Annotated in this window: 11 protein-coding genes; 4 read left to right on the top strand and 7 right to left on the bottom strand. The window is 74.7% G+C overall.

Features of this window, described 5'->3' with window-relative positions; translation table 11 throughout:
• Positions 1-19 precede the first annotated feature (19 nt).
• From ACIA79_RS21810 to ACIA79_RS21795, 4 genes are all read right to left on the bottom strand, one after another.
• Positions 20-1339 (bottom strand): PrsW family intramembrane metalloprotease, encoded by a 1320-nt coding sequence (locus tag ACIA79_RS21810; RefSeq protein WP_399430009.1) that lies wholly within the window; start codon positions 1337-1339, stop codon positions 20-22.
• Positions 1340-1383: 44 nt separating this feature from the next.
• Entirely contained in the window at positions 1384-2157 is a 774-nt protein-coding gene (gene trmB / locus ACIA79_RS21805) for a tRNA (guanosine(46)-N7)-methyltransferase TrmB (RefSeq protein WP_399430008.1), read from the bottom strand.
• Between the two features lie 247 nt (positions 2158-2404).
• Positions 2405-3622 (bottom strand): L-2-hydroxyglutarate oxidase, encoded by a 1218-nt coding sequence (lhgO, locus tag ACIA79_RS21800; protein ID WP_399430007.1) that lies wholly within the window; start codon positions 3620-3622, stop codon positions 2405-2407.
• 165 nt (positions 3623-3787) lie between these two features.
• On the bottom strand, positions 3788-5218 hold the full coding sequence (locus ACIA79_RS21795) for an MFS transporter (RefSeq protein WP_399430006.1): 1431 nt from the start codon (positions 5216-5218) through the stop codon (positions 3788-3790).
• A gap of 562 nt (positions 5219-5780) precedes the next feature.
• Here ACIA79_RS21795 and ACIA79_RS21790 point away from each other — a divergent pair.
• Positions 5781-7874: an asparagine synthase-related protein gene (locus ACIA79_RS21790; protein ID WP_399430005.1), complete on the top strand. Its 2094-nt coding sequence runs from the start codon at positions 5781-5783 to the stop codon at positions 7872-7874.
• A gap of 521 nt (positions 7875-8395) precedes the next feature.
• Here the strand turns inward: ACIA79_RS21790 and ACIA79_RS21785 are convergent.
• Together ACIA79_RS21785 and ACIA79_RS21780 are read right to left on the bottom strand one after the other, a co-directional pair.
• Positions 8396-10312: a sigma-70 family RNA polymerase sigma factor gene (locus ACIA79_RS21785; RefSeq protein ID WP_399430004.1), complete on the bottom strand. Its 1917-nt coding sequence runs from the start codon at positions 10310-10312 to the stop codon at positions 8396-8398.
• Between the two features lie 727 nt (positions 10313-11039).
• The gene (locus ACIA79_RS21780; protein ID WP_399430003.1) at positions 11040-11885 is read right to left on the bottom strand and encodes a TetR/AcrR family transcriptional regulator; all 846 of its coding nucleotides are present in this window, start codon (positions 11883-11885) and stop codon (positions 11040-11042) included.
• 350 nt (positions 11886-12235) lie between these two features.
• On the opposite strand from ACIA79_RS21780, the gene ACIA79_RS21775 reads away from it, so the two are divergent.
• Together ACIA79_RS21775 and ACIA79_RS21770 are read left to right on the top strand one after the other, a co-directional pair.
• The gene (locus ACIA79_RS21775; protein WP_399430002.1) at positions 12236-13636 is read left to right on the top strand and encodes an NAD(P)/FAD-dependent oxidoreductase; all 1401 of its coding nucleotides are present in this window, start codon (positions 12236-12238) and stop codon (positions 13634-13636) included.
• Positions 13637-13797: 161 nt separating this feature from the next.
• Positions 13798-15486 (top strand): SpoIIE family protein phosphatase, encoded by a 1689-nt coding sequence (locus ACIA79_RS21770; protein WP_399430001.1) that lies wholly within the window; start codon positions 13798-13800, stop codon positions 15484-15486.
• On the opposite strand, the gene ACIA79_RS21765 is transcribed toward ACIA79_RS21770, so the two are convergent.
• A complete protein-coding gene (locus ACIA79_RS21765; RefSeq protein WP_399430000.1) occupies positions 15483-16766 on the bottom strand; it encodes an MFS transporter in 1284 nt (427 codons plus the stop codon). The genes ACIA79_RS21770 and ACIA79_RS21765 overlap by 4 nt on opposite strands.
• 119 nt (positions 16767-16885) lie before the next feature.
• Here ACIA79_RS21765 and ACIA79_RS21760 point away from each other — a divergent pair, with 119 nt between their 5' ends.
• Positions 16886-17425 carry a MarR family winged helix-turn-helix transcriptional regulator gene (locus ACIA79_RS21760; RefSeq protein ID WP_031069284.1) on the top strand — a complete coding sequence of 180 codons (540 nt, stop codon included), beginning with the start codon at positions 16886-16888 and terminating at the stop codon, positions 17423-17425.
• Positions 17426-17882: the final 457 nt, after the last annotated feature.

Below are 17882 nucleotides of genomic sequence, written 5' to 3'. Positions count from 1 at the left end.
GGACCGGGACCGGGACCGGCTACGACCGGTACGGGTTGTAGCCCGCGTAGTCCCGGTGCGGAGGCGGTGTCCACACCCGGCCCGTCGCCCGCGCCGCGTACGTGAGGGCCGGGCCGGCCACCTCCTTGCGCTGCCACAGGTGGTACAGCAGTTCCTGCTCACGGGCCGCGAAGTCCGGGTCGGCCGCCCCCCGGCGGGCCCGGTGCCGCAGGAACGCCAGCGACGTCGCGAACGACTCGTACTCGCCCACCGCGCGGGCCGCCGGCGAGCCGAAGGAGCGTGCCGCGTACGACCGGGCCAGGCCGCGCGCCCGCATCGAGGACAGCGCGAGCGGCTCGGCGGGCGAGATCCAGCCCGCCGCCGCGTACGCGGGCAGCTCGCCGGATATGGTGCGCAGCTCCCGCTGGCGCGTCCAGATCGCCAGCCAGGTCAGCAGCCCGAACGCGGGCACCATGAACGCCCCGTACACCGCGTAGAACCCCCACGGGCCCAGGGCCGCCGAGCCGTTCCACAGCGCGTGCACGCCCATCGCCAGCACCAGCCCGAGCAGCGGCAGCACGGCGCGGCGGACACGCTTGCGGCGCGCGGTGAGCGCCGCGATGCCGCACCCGATCCCCGTCAGGACGGTGAACAGCGGATGCGCGAAGGGCGACATCACGATCCGTACGAAGAAGGTCGCCGCGGTGACGGACGCGAAGCCCGACGTCCCGATCTCCTGGTCCTCACCGAAGGCGTTGCCCAGGTACAGGATGTTCTCGGTGAAGGCGAAGCCGGTCGCGGTGAAGCCGGCGACGACCACCCCGTCGACGATCCCGCCGAAGTCCCGCCGGCGGAAGAGGAAGAGCAGCAGCACGCCCGCCGCCTTGGCGCTCTCCTCCACGACCGGGGCTATGACGGTCGCCCCGAGCGTGTCCGCCGCCGAGGGGTCGGCGGTGGCGGTGGCTATCCACCGGTGCGCGAAGGTGTTCGCGATGATCGCGACGAGCGCGGCGGCGCAGGCGCCCCAGGAGAAGGCGAAGATCAGGTTCCGCCATGGGCCCGGGTCCACCCGGTCCAGCCAGCGGAACGCCCCCAGCAGCAGCGGCACGGGCAGCATGGCGAGCCCGAGGCCCACGAGGAACCCCTCGGTGCCGGTCTGCTCCCGCACCAGTGCGAGGATCACCAGCCCGCACAGCGCGAGCAGGGTGGACACCGTGCCCAGCCGCACCACCCGGCTGCGCCACAGCCGCCGGGGCCGGTAGCGGTGCCGGGCGCGCTCCGGCACGGCATCGAACGCCGGGTCGCTGCGGTACGCCGGGACGGGCGGCTGCGGTGCGGGGCGCGGGAACGAGTGGGTCACACCATGACACTAACGAGGACCACTGACAGCACGCGACGGGATGGTCACGCTCGGGACAGGCGCCGGAACAGCAGGTCGTGCACCACGTGCCCCTTGTCCAGGCCCTGGCCCTCGAACCGGGTCAGCGGCCGGAACGCGGGCCGTGGCGCGTATCCGCCGTCGGGCTGGGTGTTCTCGAAGTCGGGGTGGGCGCTCAGCACGTCCAGCATCTGCTCGGCGTACGGCTCCCAGTCGGTCGCGCAGTGCAGGACCGCCCCGGGCTTCATGCGGGACGCGACCAGGGTCAGGAACTCGGGCTGGATCAGCCGCCGCTTGTGGTGCCGCTTCTTGGGCCAGGGGTCCGGGAAGTAGACGCGGACGCCGTCGAGGGCGTCGGGCGCCAGCATCTCGCGCAGCAGGATGATCGCGTCACCGTTGGCCACCCGTACGTTCGTCAGGCCGGTTTTGTCCGCGAGCGCCAGGAGGTTGCCCTGGCCCGGCGTGTGCACGTCGACCGCGAGGATGCCGGTCCCCGGGTCGTCGGCGGCCATCTGCGCGGTGGCCTCGCCCATCCCGAAGCCGATCTCCAGCACGACCGGAAGCCCGCCGAACATCTCGTCCGTGTCGAGGACGCGCTGCCCGTCGATGTCCAGCCCCCAGCTGCCCCACAGCCGCCGCAGGGCGTCGGCCTGCCCGGGGGTGACGCGGCTGCGCCGGGGCTGGAAGCTGCGGATCCGCCGCTCGAAGTGCGACCCGGCGGGGTCGGGCGCGGGGCCCTCGGGGAAGCGGGGCGCACCCTTGGGCCGGTGGGACGCGGCGGTTTCTCGGATCTCAGACACAATGCCCCGATTCTACGGCCCCCGGCCCGCGCGGCGGCAGGCCCGACGGCGGAGCCGAAAACTGCTCCGGGGGCGGAGCCGAGCGCTCCGGGGGCGGTGCCAGGCCCGCGCACCGGCAGGGCCAAGCCCGCGCAGCGGCGGGTTCGAGGACCGCACGGCGGCGGGTTCGAGAGCCGCGGCGGCAGGTTCCAGGCCCGCGCGGCGGGCGGCCGTCAGGACCGCCGCGGCGGTGTCCCGCCCGGCCGCTCTACTCCAGGTGCGCCAGCGCCCGCCGGGCCACCTCGCGGCCGATCGGCAGGGAGGCGGTCGCCGCCGGGGACGGGGCGTTCAGGACGTGGACGGTGCGCGGCGCCTCGTGGATCAGGAAGTCGTCGACCAGCGTGCCGTCGCGCAGGACGGCCTGGGCGCGCACGCCCGCCGGGGCGCGGTGCAGGTCGCGCGCCTCGACGGCGGGGAGCAGGCGCCGCACCGCCTCCGTGAAGGCGCGCTTGGAGGCGGACCGGTGCAGCTCGCCGGCCCCGTAGCGCCAGTGGCGGCGGGCGATCCGCCAGGACCCCGGCCACGTCAGGGTGCCGGCCAGCTCGCGCGGGTGGACCGTGGACCAGCCGTACCCCTCGCGGGCCAGCGCCGGGACCGCGTTCGGCCCGACGTGGACGCCGCCGTCGATGCCCCGGGTCAGGTGCACCCCGAGGAAGGGGAAGGCCGGATCCGGCACCGGATACACCAGGCCCCGCACCAGCTCCGGGCGCTCCAGCTCGTAGTACTCGCCCCGGAAGGGCACGATCCGTACGCCCGGCTCGTCGCCCGCCAGCCGGGCGACCCGGTCGCAGTGCAGCCCCGCGCAGTTCACCATCGCCCGGGCGCGGACGACCGCCCCGGCCGCCGTCCGCACGGCGACGCCCCACGGGCGCCGGTCCACGGCGGCGACCTCCGCGCCGTAACGGATCTCCGCTCCGGAGGACTCCGCGAGCTGTGCCGCCACCGCCCCGTAGTCGCACACGCCGGTGGTGCCGACGTGGATCGCGGCGAGGCCCCGCACCTGCGGCTCGTACTCGGTGATCTGTGCCGGGCCCAGTTCCCGCACCGGGATGCCGTTCTCCCGGCCGCGCTGGACCAGGGCGTGCAGCCGGGGCAGCTCGTCCCGCTCGGTGGCGACGATGAGCTTGCCCGTGACCTCGTACGGCAGGCCGTACTCGGCGCAGAACTTGACCATCTCGGCCGCCCCGCGGACGGCGTACCGCGCCTTGAGCGAGCCGGGGCGGTAGTAGATGCCGCTGTGGATCACGCCGCTGTTCCGCCCGGTCTGGTGGCGCGCGGGGCCGGTCTCCTTCTCCAGCACCACCACCCGCGTCCCGGGCGCGGCGCGCGTGATCGCGTACGCCGTCGACAGCCCGACGATCCCGCCGCCGATCACGAGCACGTCACAGTCGAACCGGGCCGAACCCTCAACGCCGTACGCGGACACCGTGCCACCTCCCACCCCAGATAGTGCACTGGCCCACTGACAATGCGCGCAAACCTGAGGAGGCGAACGTCACGTCGCGCGCGGCGGTCACGCCGCCGCGGGCGGACGCGCCGGCGCGTCCGCCGGACGCCCCGCGGGCGCCGGGGGCCGCGCCGCCACCGGTGCTCACGCCGGAGCCATGAGCAGCGGTCGCGCGCGCTCGCGCAGCTCCACCACGCGCGGCTCGTCGCCGTACGCCTCCAGCCGGTGCAGCAGGTCCCGGACGTACTCCGTCGTACGCGCCGACGATATGCGCCCGGCCACCTCCACCGCGCGCGTGCCCGCCGCGCAGGCCGCGTCCAGGTTCCCGGACTCCAGCTCGGCCACGGCGCTCACCACCAGCCGCAGGCCGTGCGAGCGCACGTACTCCTCCGTCGGCCGTGACAGCGCCTGCTCGGTGAATCTGCGCACCTGCCGCGGCGCCTTCAGGTCCCGGTAGCACTCGGCGGCGTCCGCGCAGAACCGGTCGTACGAGTAGAAGCCCAGCCAGGTGGGGTCGGCGTCGCCCTCCCGCGACCGCTCCAGCCACCCCTCCGCCGCCTTGAGCGCCGCCCCGGCGGCCGCCGCGTCACCCGCCTTGGCGTGCGCGCGCGCCTCCACCAGGCGGAAGAACGACATGGTGCGCGCCGTGGCCAGCCCCCGGTTGCGCTCCAGCGCCGCCTGCGCCAGGTCCACGCCCTCGTCGGCGAAACCCCGGTAGGTGGCCTGGAGCGACATCGACGCCAGCACGTACCCGCCGAGCGGCACGTCGGCTGCGGCCCGCGCGAGCCGCAGCGCCTGGATGTAGTACCGCTGCGCCGCCTCCTGCTGACCCGTGTCGAACGCCATCCAGCCGGCCAGCCGGGTCAGTTCGGCGGTCGCCCCGAACAGCGCCCGGCCCACCTCGTCCGAGTACGACGCCAGCAGCAGCGGCGCCGCGTCGACCCGGAGGCACTCCGGCACCATCGACGAACGCCAGTCGCCGCCGCCGTACTTGGAGTCCCAGCGCCGCGCGTCCTCGGCGGCCTCGCGCAGCTTCGCCACGTCGCTGTGGCCGACACGGGCGGGCGCCGCCCCGTCCTGCCCCTCCCCGGGGGGCACCGAGCGCTCCACCGACGAGTCGGCCGGGGTGATGAGCCAGCGGGACGCGGGCGTCGCGTACGCGCTGACGGCGAACGAACCGGCCAGGGACTGCCAGATCCCGCCGCCGCCCGCCCGTCGCCCGGCCAGATCCAGCCGGTACAGCTCCGTCGCCGACTTCACCGCCTCGCCGACGTCGCGCGGGAAGGCCAGTCCCACCTCCGGTGCCGGGTCCGCGTCCGCCAGGCCGATCTCGTGCAGCGGCACCGGGCGGCCGAGCTTCTGCGCGATGGCGGCCGCGATCAGGTGCGGCGCGGCGCCCTGCGGCACCATGCCCTTCGAAACCCACCTGGCCACCGACGTCTTGTCGTACCTGAGCGTCAGTCCCCGCTGCGCTCCGAGGTCGTTGACCCGCCGGGCGAGGCCGGCGTTGCTTATTCCCGCGAGGGCGAGAACGGTGCCGAGCTTCTCGTTCGGCCCGCGTTGCTCCCTGGACATGCGCCACCCCTCGACACCCAGACGGCCGCCACGACGCCAGGCATAGGCGCGCGGCATTCGTAAACCCAGCGTAGTTCGCCGGATCCCGACCGTTAAGAGGCGGTGTTCCGTATGGCGAGATTGTTGCCCGTACGGGTGGATGTCGCGCCACGGGCGCGCGCCCGCCACCCCGCCCCCGTGCTCCGGCCGTGTGGCCGTGCGCCTGTCCGTGCGCTCTGGCCCGGCCGGTGGGGGAGCGCTTCCATGAGTCCTGCGTGGGTCGGCCCACTGCGTACTGGAACCAGTGGGCTGGGGGACACCGCCGCCTCAATCCCCGCGGGCGGCGGACCGGTCCGGGAGGCGAAGGGCGCCTCCCGGGCTGGAGGTCGTGCACGTCTGTCGGACGGTTCAGATTGGCTGAATGATGCCCATCGTTCGGCCGGCCGAACCGTCGTCATATGGCCAATGCCAGGGGCGCGTTCCTCTTTCGTGCGCGCGTCCCGGGAGCCCTCCTGCGCGCCGTTGTCGTGGCAGCATGTCCTTCATCGAAGGCTGAGGTTGTCCACAGGCGGTGGAGGCGGCGATGCGGTGGCTGGTGGGATGGAGCAGTATCGCCGCGAGCTTCGGTACGGCGGGGGCGGTCGGTTCCGACGACGACGGACGCACCGTGCACCCGGTCGGCGCCCAACTCCTGTGGGGTGACCCGGATCCGCTGTGGGCGGTGGGCGACTGGCGTCCCGACGAGGTGCGCGTCGTCACCGTGGACTCCTTCACCCGCCTCGCGGTCCTCGGCTGCTGCGCAGCGAGCGACGAGGAGCTGAGGGTCGGCCTGTTCGCGGCGCGCGGTGGCGCGATGCGGCACCTCACCGCCTGGCCGGGCAGTTACACCGCCGTCGTGCAGACCGGGCGGCGCATCATCGTCGCCGGTGACCTGGCCGGGGCGCGGCCGGTTTTCCACACCCCGTGGGCGAACGGCACGGCGTACGCGACCGCCGCCCTGCCGCTCGCCGACCTCATCGAGGCCCAGCTCGACATCGGCCACCTCGCGGCGCTCCTCGCCTGCCCCGAGACCCCGGAGGCGCTGCGCGACTCCACCCCGTACGTCGGCGTCAAACGCGTCCCGCCCGGGCACGCTCTCGTACTGCGCGAGGGCTCCCGCGAGATCACCGGGTACGAACCGGTCGCCTCGCTCGCCGTCGCCGGACCGCAGATCGACCCGGACCGGGCGGTGGAGGGCGTCCGCGACGCGCTCGTCGAGGCGGTACGGGCCCGGCTCACCGCGCCCCGCCACGCCCCCGACACCCTGCCGCCCGACCCGGGCCCCGTCCCCGGGATGGGCCCTGCCGAACGCCGTGCCGCCCGCGGGGCGCCCGCCCCCGGGATCGGCGCCGACCTGTCCGGCGGCAGCGCGTCCAGCACGCTCGCGCTGCTCGCGGCGGGGCTGCCCGGCGCGCCCGGCACCGTCCTGGGCCACGGCACCGGCGCGGGCGAGCGGCTCCTCGCCGTCACCTTCAACGACCTGGCCACCGGCGGCCGGGACGACGAACTGGAGCGGGCGCGGCTCCTCGCCGAGGATCCCCGGCTGCACCACGTCGTGGTCGCCGCGGGCGAGGAAGCCCTCCCGTACGCCACGCTCGAAGGCCCGCTCACCGACGAACCCGGCCCCTCGCTGGTGGCCGCCGAGCGCCACCGGCGGCGCCTCGCCGCGGGCAGCGCCGACCACTTCACCGGGCACGGCGCCCGGCAGGTCCTGGACGCCCACCCCGCCCGCCTCGCCGACCTCCTGATGGACCGCCGGCGCCGCCACCTGCTGCGCCCGGTCACCGCCCTCGCCAAGGCCACCGGCCCCTCGGCGGGCTCCCTGCTGGTGCCGCTGACCGTCTACCGGGCGGCCCGCAGACTGGCGCGCACGCCGTACCGGACCGGCCTGGAGACGGCCGCCGACCGGCTGCTGGCGGCCAACCGCACGGACCCGCCGGTGCCGGGGCCCCTGGACGCTTCCCTCTCCGCGCTCACCTGGTCCCGGCCTGGCCCCGCCGCCCGCTGGCTGACCGGCGAGGCGCTCGTCGAAGTATCGGTTCGCCTGGGCCAGGCGGCGACCCGCCCGACGTCCGTCCAGCGCCCGGGCGAGGCACGCGCGCGTGCCGCCCTGGCCCGGCACGCGGCGGACCACCGCATCCGGGAACAGGCCGCCGAGATCCGCAGCCAGCGGCTGCACGCCCCCTTCCTCGACAACCAGGTCGTACGGGCCTGCCGGGACCTGCCCGAGTCGCTGCGGGTCCAGCCCGGGGCTCGGGCCGCGATCCTGCGCGCCGTCCTCGCGGGCGCCGGCATCCACGACCTCCCGCCCGGCTGGGGCGCGCCCTCCCACGCGTCGTCGGCCGCCGCCACCCGCGCGGGCCTCCGCCTTGCACTGCCGGAGCTGATGGCCCTTTTCGACGCGCCGCTCCTCGCCGACGCCGGGCTGATCGAGGCGCGGGTCGTCCGCAAGGCCCTGCGCGCCGCGTCCGAGGGCGAGCCGCTGCCGCTGGACGGCCTGGCCGACCTCGTCTCCACCGAGCTGTGGCTGCGGCGCCTGCTCGCCCGCCGGGGCACCTGCTGGACCGGCACCGCGGCCCCGCGCCAGCGCGCGGTCGCCGCGGGCGTCCCGCCACGCCCGACACTGCGCTCCTCATAGGCGGCGCCTGGGCTCCCGGTCCCGGCGGTCCGGGTCCGGCGGTCGGGGCTCGGCTTGCGCTTGCGGGTCCGGCGGTCGGGGCTCGGCTTGCGCTTGCGGGTCTGGTGGTCGGGGCTCGGCTTGCGCTTGCGGGTCTGGTGGTCGGGGTTCGGCTTGCGCTTGCGGGTCTGGTGGTCGGGGTTCGGCTTGCGCTTGCGGGTCTGGTGGTCCGGGTCCGGCTTGCGCTTGCGGGTCTGGTGGTCCGGGTCCGGCTTGCGCTTGCGGGTCTGGTGGTCCGGGTCCGGCTTGCGCTTGCGGGTCTGCCGGGCCTGGGTCCGGCTTGCGCTTCCCGGCTGCTGGTCCGGGTCCGGCTTGCGCTTCCCGGACCGGCGACCTGCGCCCGCCTGCGCTTCCCGTCCGTCGGCCCGCGCCCGGTTGGCGCCTCCGCGGCCGCAAGCCTGGGTCCCGCTTGCGCTTCCCGGTCTGCCGGCTTGCGCCCGGCCTGCCCCGACCCGCGACCTGCGCGCTCCTGGAGCGGCGGTTCAGCCGCAGCCGATCCGTGACTCGGCCCAGCCGACCGGGGCCGCCCGTCCGAGGGGCGCCGCCGTGTGCGGCTCGGCGACCAGGCGGATCGTCCGGTGACCGGCGATCCCCACGTGTGCCGGCACCGCCGCCTCACCGCCGCGCACCACCGGCGACCGCCACAGCCGCACGCCCCCGTCCCCGTACACGGAGAACCGCGCCCCGCCCAGCCCCAGCGCCATGTCGTCGACGCCGACGAACGCGTCGTACGTGGAGCAGCGGCGGTTGAGGTCGATGGTGACGGAGGACCTCGCGTGCACGGTCACGCCGTGCCCGTACCGCTCGCCGCCGATCGACATGCCCCAGCGCTGCCACAGCCAGCCGGACTCGTGCAGCCGCACCTCCGGAGCGGTGTGGTCGCCGAACAGCCCGTACCGCAAGGTGTTGACCTGGTAGGTGCTGGCCGGGGGCGGCGGAGCCGGCGTGGAGGGGGATGCCGGTGCGGGGGGCGGCGCCGGCCTCCGGGTGGGGGCGGGCGCGGGCGGAGGCGCCGGATCCGCGGGGGTGGTCGCGGGCGCCGGTGTCCGGGACGGGGCCGTGCTGCGGCTTGCGGCGGGCGGCGGGGCGGCCGGTGCGGCGGTCGGTGACGGGGAGGCCGACGGGGCCGGGGCCGCCTCGGACGGGCCGGGCCGGGGCGGCTCCTCCCGCGGTACGGCAGGCTCGGCCCGCGGCGGCCTCGCCTGTGGCTCGGGCGATGCGGGCCGGGGGTCGCCCGCGAGCGCCCACACCAGCCCCGCGGTCGCCGCCACGGCCACCGCCGCCGCGATCCCGGCCTTCGCCGGTACGCCCAGCCCTTCGGTGACGGCACCGCCGGCCCCCGCCCCGGCGGACCCTCCGACGCCCGCGGAACCCGCTCCCGCCCCGGCGGACCCTCCGACGCCCGCGGAACCCGCTCCCGCCCCGGCGGACCCTCCGACGCCCCCGGCACCCGCGGCACCCGCGGAACCGGCGGCGGCCGCACCCGCGGCTCCCACAGCGCCCGCCGCACCGCCGGCGGCCACCGTGCCGGCCGCCTTGAGCGAGGCCCCGGCCGCGAACCAGCCGATGACGGCGACCGGCAGCAGCGCCGGGATCCCGGCGTTGACCTGCTGCAGCTCGCCCGCCGCCAGCCGGCACGCGGCGCACTCCTCCAGGTGCTTGCGCAGCCCCCGCTCGGCACGTGTGCGCAACCCGCCCCGGGCGTACGCGCCCAGCCGGTCGGCGTACCGCGCGCAATCGCCCCCGGAGGTGAGGGCCCGGCTCACGTGCGCCTGCAGGTACGCCTGCTTGAGGCCCTCCCGGGCCCGGCTGGCCAGTACGGCGGTGGCGTTGGCCGTCAGCCCGAAGAGCGGCGCCACCTCACTGGGCGACTCCTCCTCGACGGTCGTGTGCCACAGCACCGCCTGCCACCGCTCGGGGAGCGACCGGAACGCCTGCATGGCCAGCGACCGCTCGGCCGAGTGCATCGCGCGCACGTCGGCGCCCACCTCGACCGTGCCCTCGCCGGACACCTCCGGGGGACGCGTCGCCTGGGCGGCGAACACCGCGAAGTCCTCGACCAGATGCTCCCGCCGGGCGGTCCGCGCCCAGGCCGCCGCCACGCGCCGCACGGTGGTGAGCAGGTAGGCCCGTACGGCGTGCTCGGGCCCCGCGCCGCCGCGCACCGCCTGCAGCGTCCGCGCGAACACCTCGGCGGTCAGGTCGTCCGCCGTGTGCCCGTCCCGGCAGCACGTGCGCGCGTACCGCCGCACCGCCTCCGCGTGCCGCCGGAACAGCTCCTCGTAGGCGTCGTCGTCGCCGTCCCGCATCCGCCGCACCAGGACGGCGTCCGGGGGCGGCAGCTCGACCGGCGGGGGCAGTACGGACCCGGAGGACCCCCCCGTGCGCTGCGCCGGCACGCCCGCGTCGGCCTCGCCCCCGACCTGCTGAACCCCTGTGCCCCAGGCCCCCGCACCCCAGGCTCCTGCGTCCTGGGCGTCCGTATCCGGGGCTCCTGCGGCCGGAGCCTCCGCGTCCCAGGCTCCTGCGGCCCGCGCCCTTGCTTCCGGGGCCTCCGCGTCCCGTGCCCCTGCTTCCGAGGCCCCCGGGTCTGAGGCTCCTGTCCCCTGAATCTCCGCGTCCCAGGCTCCTGCGTCCTGGGCAGCCGCGCCCGGGGCTCGTGCCGACGGGGCCCCCGCGTTCCGAGCCTCCGCGTCCCGTGCCCCTGCTTCCGAGGCCCTCGGGTCCAAGGCTCCTGTCTCCGGAGGCCCCGCGTCCCGGGCCCCGCACGGGCTGCCCGCCGGGGCGGTGCCGCTCGCGGCGGGTCCGCCCTGGCTCGGCACCCTGCGGGACGACAGCCCACGCGTCTCGCCGGTCCCGGCACCGCCGAGCGGCTCGTCGCGACCCTCACCGCTCATGGCGGAAGCCCCCGTATCGCTGCTCGGACCGGAACACCGGGCAAGCGTGCCACAGCGGCCCGGTCCGCCCGGGGTTGTTGGCCCGTCAACCACTCATCCGGGGAGGTTTCCCGGATCCGGGCGCGCCGCATCACCCTTTCGGGTTAGACGGCGGCGGCCCGGCCGAGTGTCGTTCCGCGTCTCCGACGCGCCTTCACGCGCCTTCACACGCCTTCACGCGCCGGCGCGGTCACGCGGGACGGGAGCGGAGGCCCTCCAGGAGGATGTCCAGCAGCCGTGCCGACGCCGCACTCTGCTGCGCCGCGTCCGGCAGCGAGGGCGCCGCCGTCGCGATGACCAGCAGCACGTCCGCCACCGTCACGTCACCGCGCAGCTCGCCCGCCTCCCGGGCCCGGTCCACGAGCCGGCCCACGACCTCCAGCAGCTCCGACGCGCCCGCGTCGTCCTGCTCGGCCACCGGCACCGCCCGCGGCGCGACCATGCGCGCCCCGGCCTCGCCCGCGGCCAGGCCCTCGGCGGCGGCCGCGACCCCGCGCTGCTGCGGCACGCGCGAGGCGTCGAGCACGTCGGCCGGGGAAGCGTCGTCCCCGTCCACGCCGACCCGCAGCACCTGCGGCGGCAGCAGCCGCCCCGCACCCGAGGCCACCGAGGTGCGCAGGAACCGGGAGAGCGCCGACCACGGCTCCTCCTCCTGGCCCAGCGCCGTACGGGCCTGCTCCGTCAGCCGGGAGGTCTCCTCCTCGGCTATGCGCCGCACCAGTACGTCCTTGCTCGGGAAGCGCCGGTACACCGTGCCGACGCCGACGCGCGCCCGGCGCGCCACGTCCTCCATCGGCGCGCCGTACCCCAGCTCGCCGAACACCTCACGGGCCGCCCGCAGGACGTGCTCCAGATTGCGCTGCGCGTCCACGCGCAGCGGCGAGGTGCGCCCGGCAGCGCCGGCCACGGGCCTCATGGTGCCGTGAGCCCCGGCGAGCCCGGTGCCCGTGCCGCTCACCGTGCCGACCCCGTTACCGCCCGTCCCGCCGGCCGGCGGCGTGACGACGGTCTGCCAATGCGAATCCTGAACATGCATGTGTTCCCCCGGTAATGACGTCTCCCCCCGGAGACTCCCCGCCCTGACGATCAGGGGCCGGCTCCGCCGCGCTCAGGTCATGCGCGACGCCCGGACTCCCCGACGACATACGAACATAGTTGAGTCGGAGTCAATTCAGAAGGGGCAGTTCCGTACGGTGCGCCCCCCGATCGGAGCAAGGACCGGAACACTCCCGATTCCGACCCCTCCCGCCACCCCTTCTCCGCCGCCTGACCTGCGCACCTTTTGACTTCCCCGCCATCACCGCCACCCCGTGCCCCCTGCACTCGCCCGTCACACGAATTGCCGGGCCTGTGGACAAACCCCGAAGGGCGTTGCGTCATGGGAGGGTGACCGAACCTGTGCGCATTCTCGTTGTCGGCGGTGGCTACGTCGGGATGTACACCGCCCTGCACCTCCAGCGGCGCCTCAAGGACCGGCTGAGAAGCGGAACCGCCGAGATCACCGTGGTCACACCCGACCCGTACATGACGTACCAGCCCTTCCTCCCCGAGGCGGCGGCCGGCAACATCTCGCCCCGCCATGTCGTCGTGCCGCTGCGCCGCGTCCTGGACCAGTGCCACATCCTCATCGGCGAGGCCAAGGCCGTCGACCACTCCAAGCGCACCGCGACCGTCGCCACCCTCGCCACCGAGGAGACGGACGCCGTCCCCGTGGAGATCCGCTACGACGAGCTGGTCATCGCGCCCGGATCCATCTCCCGCACCCTCCCGGTGCCCGGGCTCGCCGACTACGGCATCGGCTTCAAGACCGTCGAGGAGGCCATCGGGCTGCGCAACCACGTCATCGAGCAGATGGACATCGCCTCCTCGACCCGTGACCCGGCGATCCGCGACGCCGCCCTCACCTTCGTCTTCGTCGGCGGCGGCTACGCCGGCGTGGAGGCCCTCGGCGAGCTGGAGGACATGGCCCGCTACACCGCCCGGTACTACCGCAACATCAAGCCCGAGGACCTCAAGTGGGTGCTCGTGGAGGCCACCGACCGGATCCTCCCCGAAGTGGGCGAGGACATGGGCCGGTACACCGTCCGCGAACTGCGCTCCCGGAACATCGACGTACGCCTGGAGACGCGCCTCGAATCCTGCGAGGACCGCGTCGCCGTCCTCAGCGACGGCACCCGCCTGCCCACCCGTACGGTCGTGTGGACGGCCGGCGTCAAACCGGCGCCCGTCCTCGCCTCCACCGACCTCCCCCGCAACGCACGCGGCCGCCTCGTGTGCACCCCGTACCTCACCGTCGACGGCGTCGAACACGCCTGGGCGGCCGGGGACGCGGCAGCCGTCCCCGACGTCACCGCTGCGGAGAGCGGCAAGGAGTGCGCCCCCAACGCCCAGCACGCCGTGCGTCAGGCCAAGGTCCTCGCCGAGAACCTCGTCGCCGCCCTCGAGGGCAGGCCACTGGAGCAGTACGCCCACCGGTACGCGGGGTCCGTCGCCTCGCTCGGCCTGCACAAGGGCGTCGCCCACGTCTACGGCCGGAAACTCAAGGGCTACCCCGCCTGGTTCATGCACCGCGCGTACCATCTCAGCCGCGTGCCGACGTTCAACCGCAAGGCACGCGTCCTCGCCGAGTGGACGCTGGCCGGGCTCTTCAAACGCGAGATCGTCTCGCTGGGGTCGCTGGAGCATCCGCGCGCCGAGTTCGAACTCGCCGCGGGGCCACCGCCCTCGTCCGACCCCAAGGACATGGCCGAAGGCGGAACCGCGGACGGCGCCCCGAAGTCCGACTGACGTATGGGATGACGCATCGGCCGACGCCCTTGTCAGTGCGCTCGGTCACACTGGACGTGTGACCATAGGTGGGCTCACACCTGCACAGAGTGACCCAGCGAACCAGCGACTCAGCACCCTGCGACTCCGCACGGCTACGACACCACGAGGCATACAGATCCGTGAACTTCACGCGTTGGAGCGCCCGGCTCCCCGGTACGCAGCGCCGCGCCGCCGCGCGCGGAACCGACCCTGGGGCTTCGCCGGCGCAGCGCGGGGACGGCTCCGTCCCCGCGGCGCGAGGTGAGTCCGGCCGGGGTGAGCCCGGTCAGCAGCCAGACCCCCGGCCCGGCGACGCCCCCGCCGGCGTCCCCCAGGACGTCCCCGCCCTGGAGGACTTCTCCGTACGGGAGATCATCGGCCGCCTCCCCGGGCTGGTCGCCCTGACGTACGGCTCCGAGCACCGCATCGCGTACGTCAACGACGCCTACGCCGCCGCCTTCGGTCACCGCCCGCCCGGTGCCCTCGCGGCGGGCTGCCCCGAGCTCTCCGAGCTGGGCCTGCTGCCGCTCATGGACCAGGTGCTGCGCAGCGGGAAGCCCCGTACGGTCAAGTCCCGGCGCACGCACGGCGGCTCGTACACGGTCACCTGCCTCCCCGTCGACACGCCCGGGCACGAGGGCGGCGGGGTGCTCGTCCACGCCGCCGACGTCACCGACCACGCCGACGCCGCCGAGCGGCTGCGCGCCAGCGAGCGCCGCCACCGCGAGACCGCCGTCACCCTCCAGCGGTCCCTCCTCCCCCAGGAGCTCGAACAGCCCGACGACCTGCGGGTAGCCGCCACCTACCAGCCGGGCGGCACGGACGCGGCCGTCGGCGGCGACTGGTACGACGTGATCACGCTGGGCGCCGGACGCACCGCCCTCGTCATCGGCGACGTCATGGGCCGCGGCGTGCGGGCGGCGGCCGTCATGGGCCAGCTGCGCACCGCCGTACGGGCCTACGCCCGCCTGGACCTGCCGCCCCACGAGGTGCTCCAGCTCCTCGACGGCCTCGCCGCCGAGATCGACGCCAGCCAGATCGCCACCTGCGTCTACGCCGTCCACGACCCGAACGAGGGCCGTCTCGTCTACGCGTCGGCGGGCCACCTGCCGATCCTCGTCAGGGACGAGGACGGCACGGTCCGCCGCGCCGAGGAGCCGACCGGCCCGCCCCTGGGCACCGGCGGCTGGCTGCACACCTCCGGCACCATCGCCCTGCCGCCCGGCTCGACCGCCGTCCTCTACACCGACGGGCTGGTCGAGCGGCGCCGGGAGGACATCGACGAAGGCGTCGCCGCCCTGGAGCGCGCCCTGTCCGGCGCGACCGGCAGCCCCCAGGTCGTCTGCGGCCGGCTGCTGCGTTCTCTGGGCGTCACCGCCGAGCACGACGACGACGTCGCCGTCCTGGTCCTGCAGCACCCCACCCGTACGGGCCCGGACGCGGAGCTGTTCCACAACGCCGCGCTCGACCTGCTCGGCGGCGTGGAGGCGGCGCCCCGCGCGCGTGCCTTCGCCTCCGGTGTCCTGTCCAGCTGGCGCTTCCCGGTGGAGCTGCGCGACCTGGGGGTGCTGGCCACCAGCGAACTCGTGGCGAACTCCCTCCAGCACGGCACCCCGCCGATGCGCCTGCGGCTCCGCCGCACGGACCGGCGCCTGATCATCGAGGTGACCGACGGGGACGACCACCTGCCGCGCCGCCGCCGCGCCGAAACGGAGGACGAGGCGGGTCGTGGCATCTCGATCATCGCCACGATCGCCTCGTCCTGGGGCAGCCGCCGCACGCCGGGCGGCGGCAAAGCGGTCTGGTGCGAGTTCGCCCTGCCCGGTTAGGCGGCCGCCTCGACCGGCTGCTCCGGCCGGTGCCGGGCGACGACCCGGGACGTCGCCACCGGGTACGGGTGGTCCTGCGCCGGCGTGAGCTTCGCGCCGAGCCGCAGGGCCAGCAGCGTGATGCCCAGCGAGAACAGCACGAAGGTCACGATGTACGGCCCGTGGAGCGCGGCCCCCATGGGCCCGCCCACGGCCGGCCCGACCGCCAGGGCGAGCTGCTTGACCAGGGCGAACGCCGAGTTGTACTGCCCGACCATCGACTCCGGCGCCAGATCGGCGACCAGCGGCGCCACGGTCGGCGACAGCATCGCCTCGCCCAGCCCGAACAGGCCGTACGTGGTGACGAACGCCGCCGTGGCCATCGCCTGGCTGCCGTGCCCGAGCCCGGCGTACCCCGCGAAGAGCCACGCCACGGCCCAGATCAGCCCGACACTCGCGATGACCCGGCTCCGCCGGCGCCGCTCCACGAAGCGCAGCACCAGGAACTGGGCGACCACGATGACCGCCGTGTTGGCCGCCAGCGCGATGCCGAGAGTCGACGGCTCGATCCCGGCGGCCTCGGTGCCGTACGCCGCGAGCCCCGACTCGAACTGGCCGTAGCAGGCGAAGAACAGCACAAAGCCCAGCACGCACAGCTGCACCATCGCCCGGTGCCCGAGCAGCGCCCGCACGCTCCCCTTGCTCTCCGGGCGCGGATCGGTGATCGACGGCGTGCGCGGCATGCGCACGGTGGCAGCGATGGCGGCCAGCACGAGGAACATCGCGGCTTCGATGGAGAACAGCAGCAGGAAGCTGCCGGGCCGGCTCTCGTCGACGAGCTGCCCGCCGATGAGTCCGCCGATGCCGAGCCCCAGGTTCTGCAGGAAGAACTGGAGGGCGAAGGCACGCGTACGGGTGGCCGTGGACGAGCACCAGACGATCATGGTCGCGAGCGCGGGCTGCATCACGGCCGTACCGGCGCCCAGCAGGGCCGCGGCCAGCACGACGGTGGGCACGCTGTCCGCCAGGCCCATGCCCAGCGCCCCGGCGGAGGCCAGCAGCGCGGCCACGACCAGCACCGGGAGGGGCCCCCGCCGGTCGATCGCCCGTCCCGTGAAGGGCAGGACCACGAGAGCGGCCATGGCGAAGACCGCCAGCACGGCCCCCGCCGTGCCGGCGCCCAGGTCCCGCACCTGAGCCACGTACACATAGAGATACGGAACGGTGAACCCCAGCCCGAACGCGCTCAGCACGTTCCCCGCCTGGATCCGGCGCATCGCCGCGCCCATCGCCTCGGTCACACTCACCTGCTTCGGTTCGGAGGTCTTACCTCAGAAGACTTCAATCCTAAAGTTCGATACTTAACTCTACACACCGAAGGACTTCAACGCCAAGCGGCTTCCGTGGGATACTCCTGCGCATGTCCGCAACGCAGGAGCCGAGCCTCGACGAGCAGATCGCCGCCTACCAGCGCGAGTTCCGCGACCTCGACCCCCAGGTCGAGAAGGTCGTCTCGGCGCTCGGCCGGCTGAACCGCCGCATGAACGTGGCGTACGGCCGCCAGGTCGCCGAGCTCGGCATCAGCAACGCCGAGTGGGAGGTCCTCAAGCACCTCGTCCTCTCCGGCGCCCCGTACCGCCTGGGCCCCGGCGAACTCGCCAAGCGCCTCGGGCTGACCCCTGCGGCCATGACCCACCGCATCGACCGCATGGCGGGCGAGGGGCTGGTCACCCGCGACCGCGACGAGAACAACCGGGTACGGGTCATCGTGGAGCTGACGGACGAGGGCCGCGCCAAGTGGCTCGAAGCGATGCGCATGGCGACCGCCTTCGAGGAGGACCTCCTCCAGGACCTGTCGAGCGAGGAGCGCGCCGTCCTCGGCGAACTCCTGATCCGCCTCCTGCGCCGGGTGGAACACGCCCAGCCGGACGCGGGCGGCCGCCTGACGGACCTCGACTAGCGAGCCGAACGGCCCGTCACCAAGGGCCTTGACACGGCCCCCGGGGATCCGTAAGGTTCTTCGAGTTGTCACGGAGCCGGAACGGTTCTGCGACAGCCATCCCGCCGCGAACGCGGCACCCAAACCCTGCACGATCTCCCGACCGGGACGAATTTCGGCATGCCGAAATTCATTTCGAAGGCTCGATTATGAGCCTCCCGGGAAATCCGCTAGAGTTTGAAACGTCGGAACGGCCCAACGGGTCGGGAGGACAAACCCGCTGACTGGGAATCAGGCCCGAAAGGATCTGATAGAGTCGGAACCGCCGGAAAGGGAAACGCGAAAGCGAAGAACGGCCCGGCAGCCCGCTCCAGCGGGTGGCAGAAACGGAAAACGGATCTGCTAAGCTGGAAACACGAAAGACCGAAGGGAAGCGCCCGGAGGAAAGCCCGAGAGGGTGAGTACAAAGGAAGCGTCC

Source organism: Streptomyces sp. NPDC051310 (genome assembly GCF_044455245.1).
Taxonomy (GTDB): Bacteria; Actinomycetota; Actinomycetes; order Streptomycetales; family Streptomycetaceae; genus Streptomyces.
The sequence above is the reverse complement of the archived record's forward strand: the minus strand, read 5'-3'. Positions and strand labels throughout refer to the sequence as shown.

Bases quoted from the DNA above. Each gene is read 5' to 3' on its own strand.
- ACIA79_RS21795 (WP_399430006.1), bottom strand. From the start codon at position 5,218: ATGTCCAGGGAGCAACGCGGGCCGAACGAGAAGCTCGGCACCGTTCTC.
- ACIA79_RS21790 (WP_399430005.1), top strand. From the start codon at position 5,781: ATGCGGTGGCTGGTGGGATGGAGCAGTATCGCCGCGAGCTTCGGTACG.
- ACIA79_RS21780 (WP_399430003.1), bottom strand. From the start codon at position 11,885: ATGCATGTTCAGGATTCGCATTGGCAGACCGTCGTCACGCCGCCGGCC.
- ACIA79_RS21760 (WP_031069284.1), top strand. From the start codon at position 16,886: ATGTCCGCAACGCAGGAGCCGAGCCTCGACGAGCAGATCGCCGCCTAC.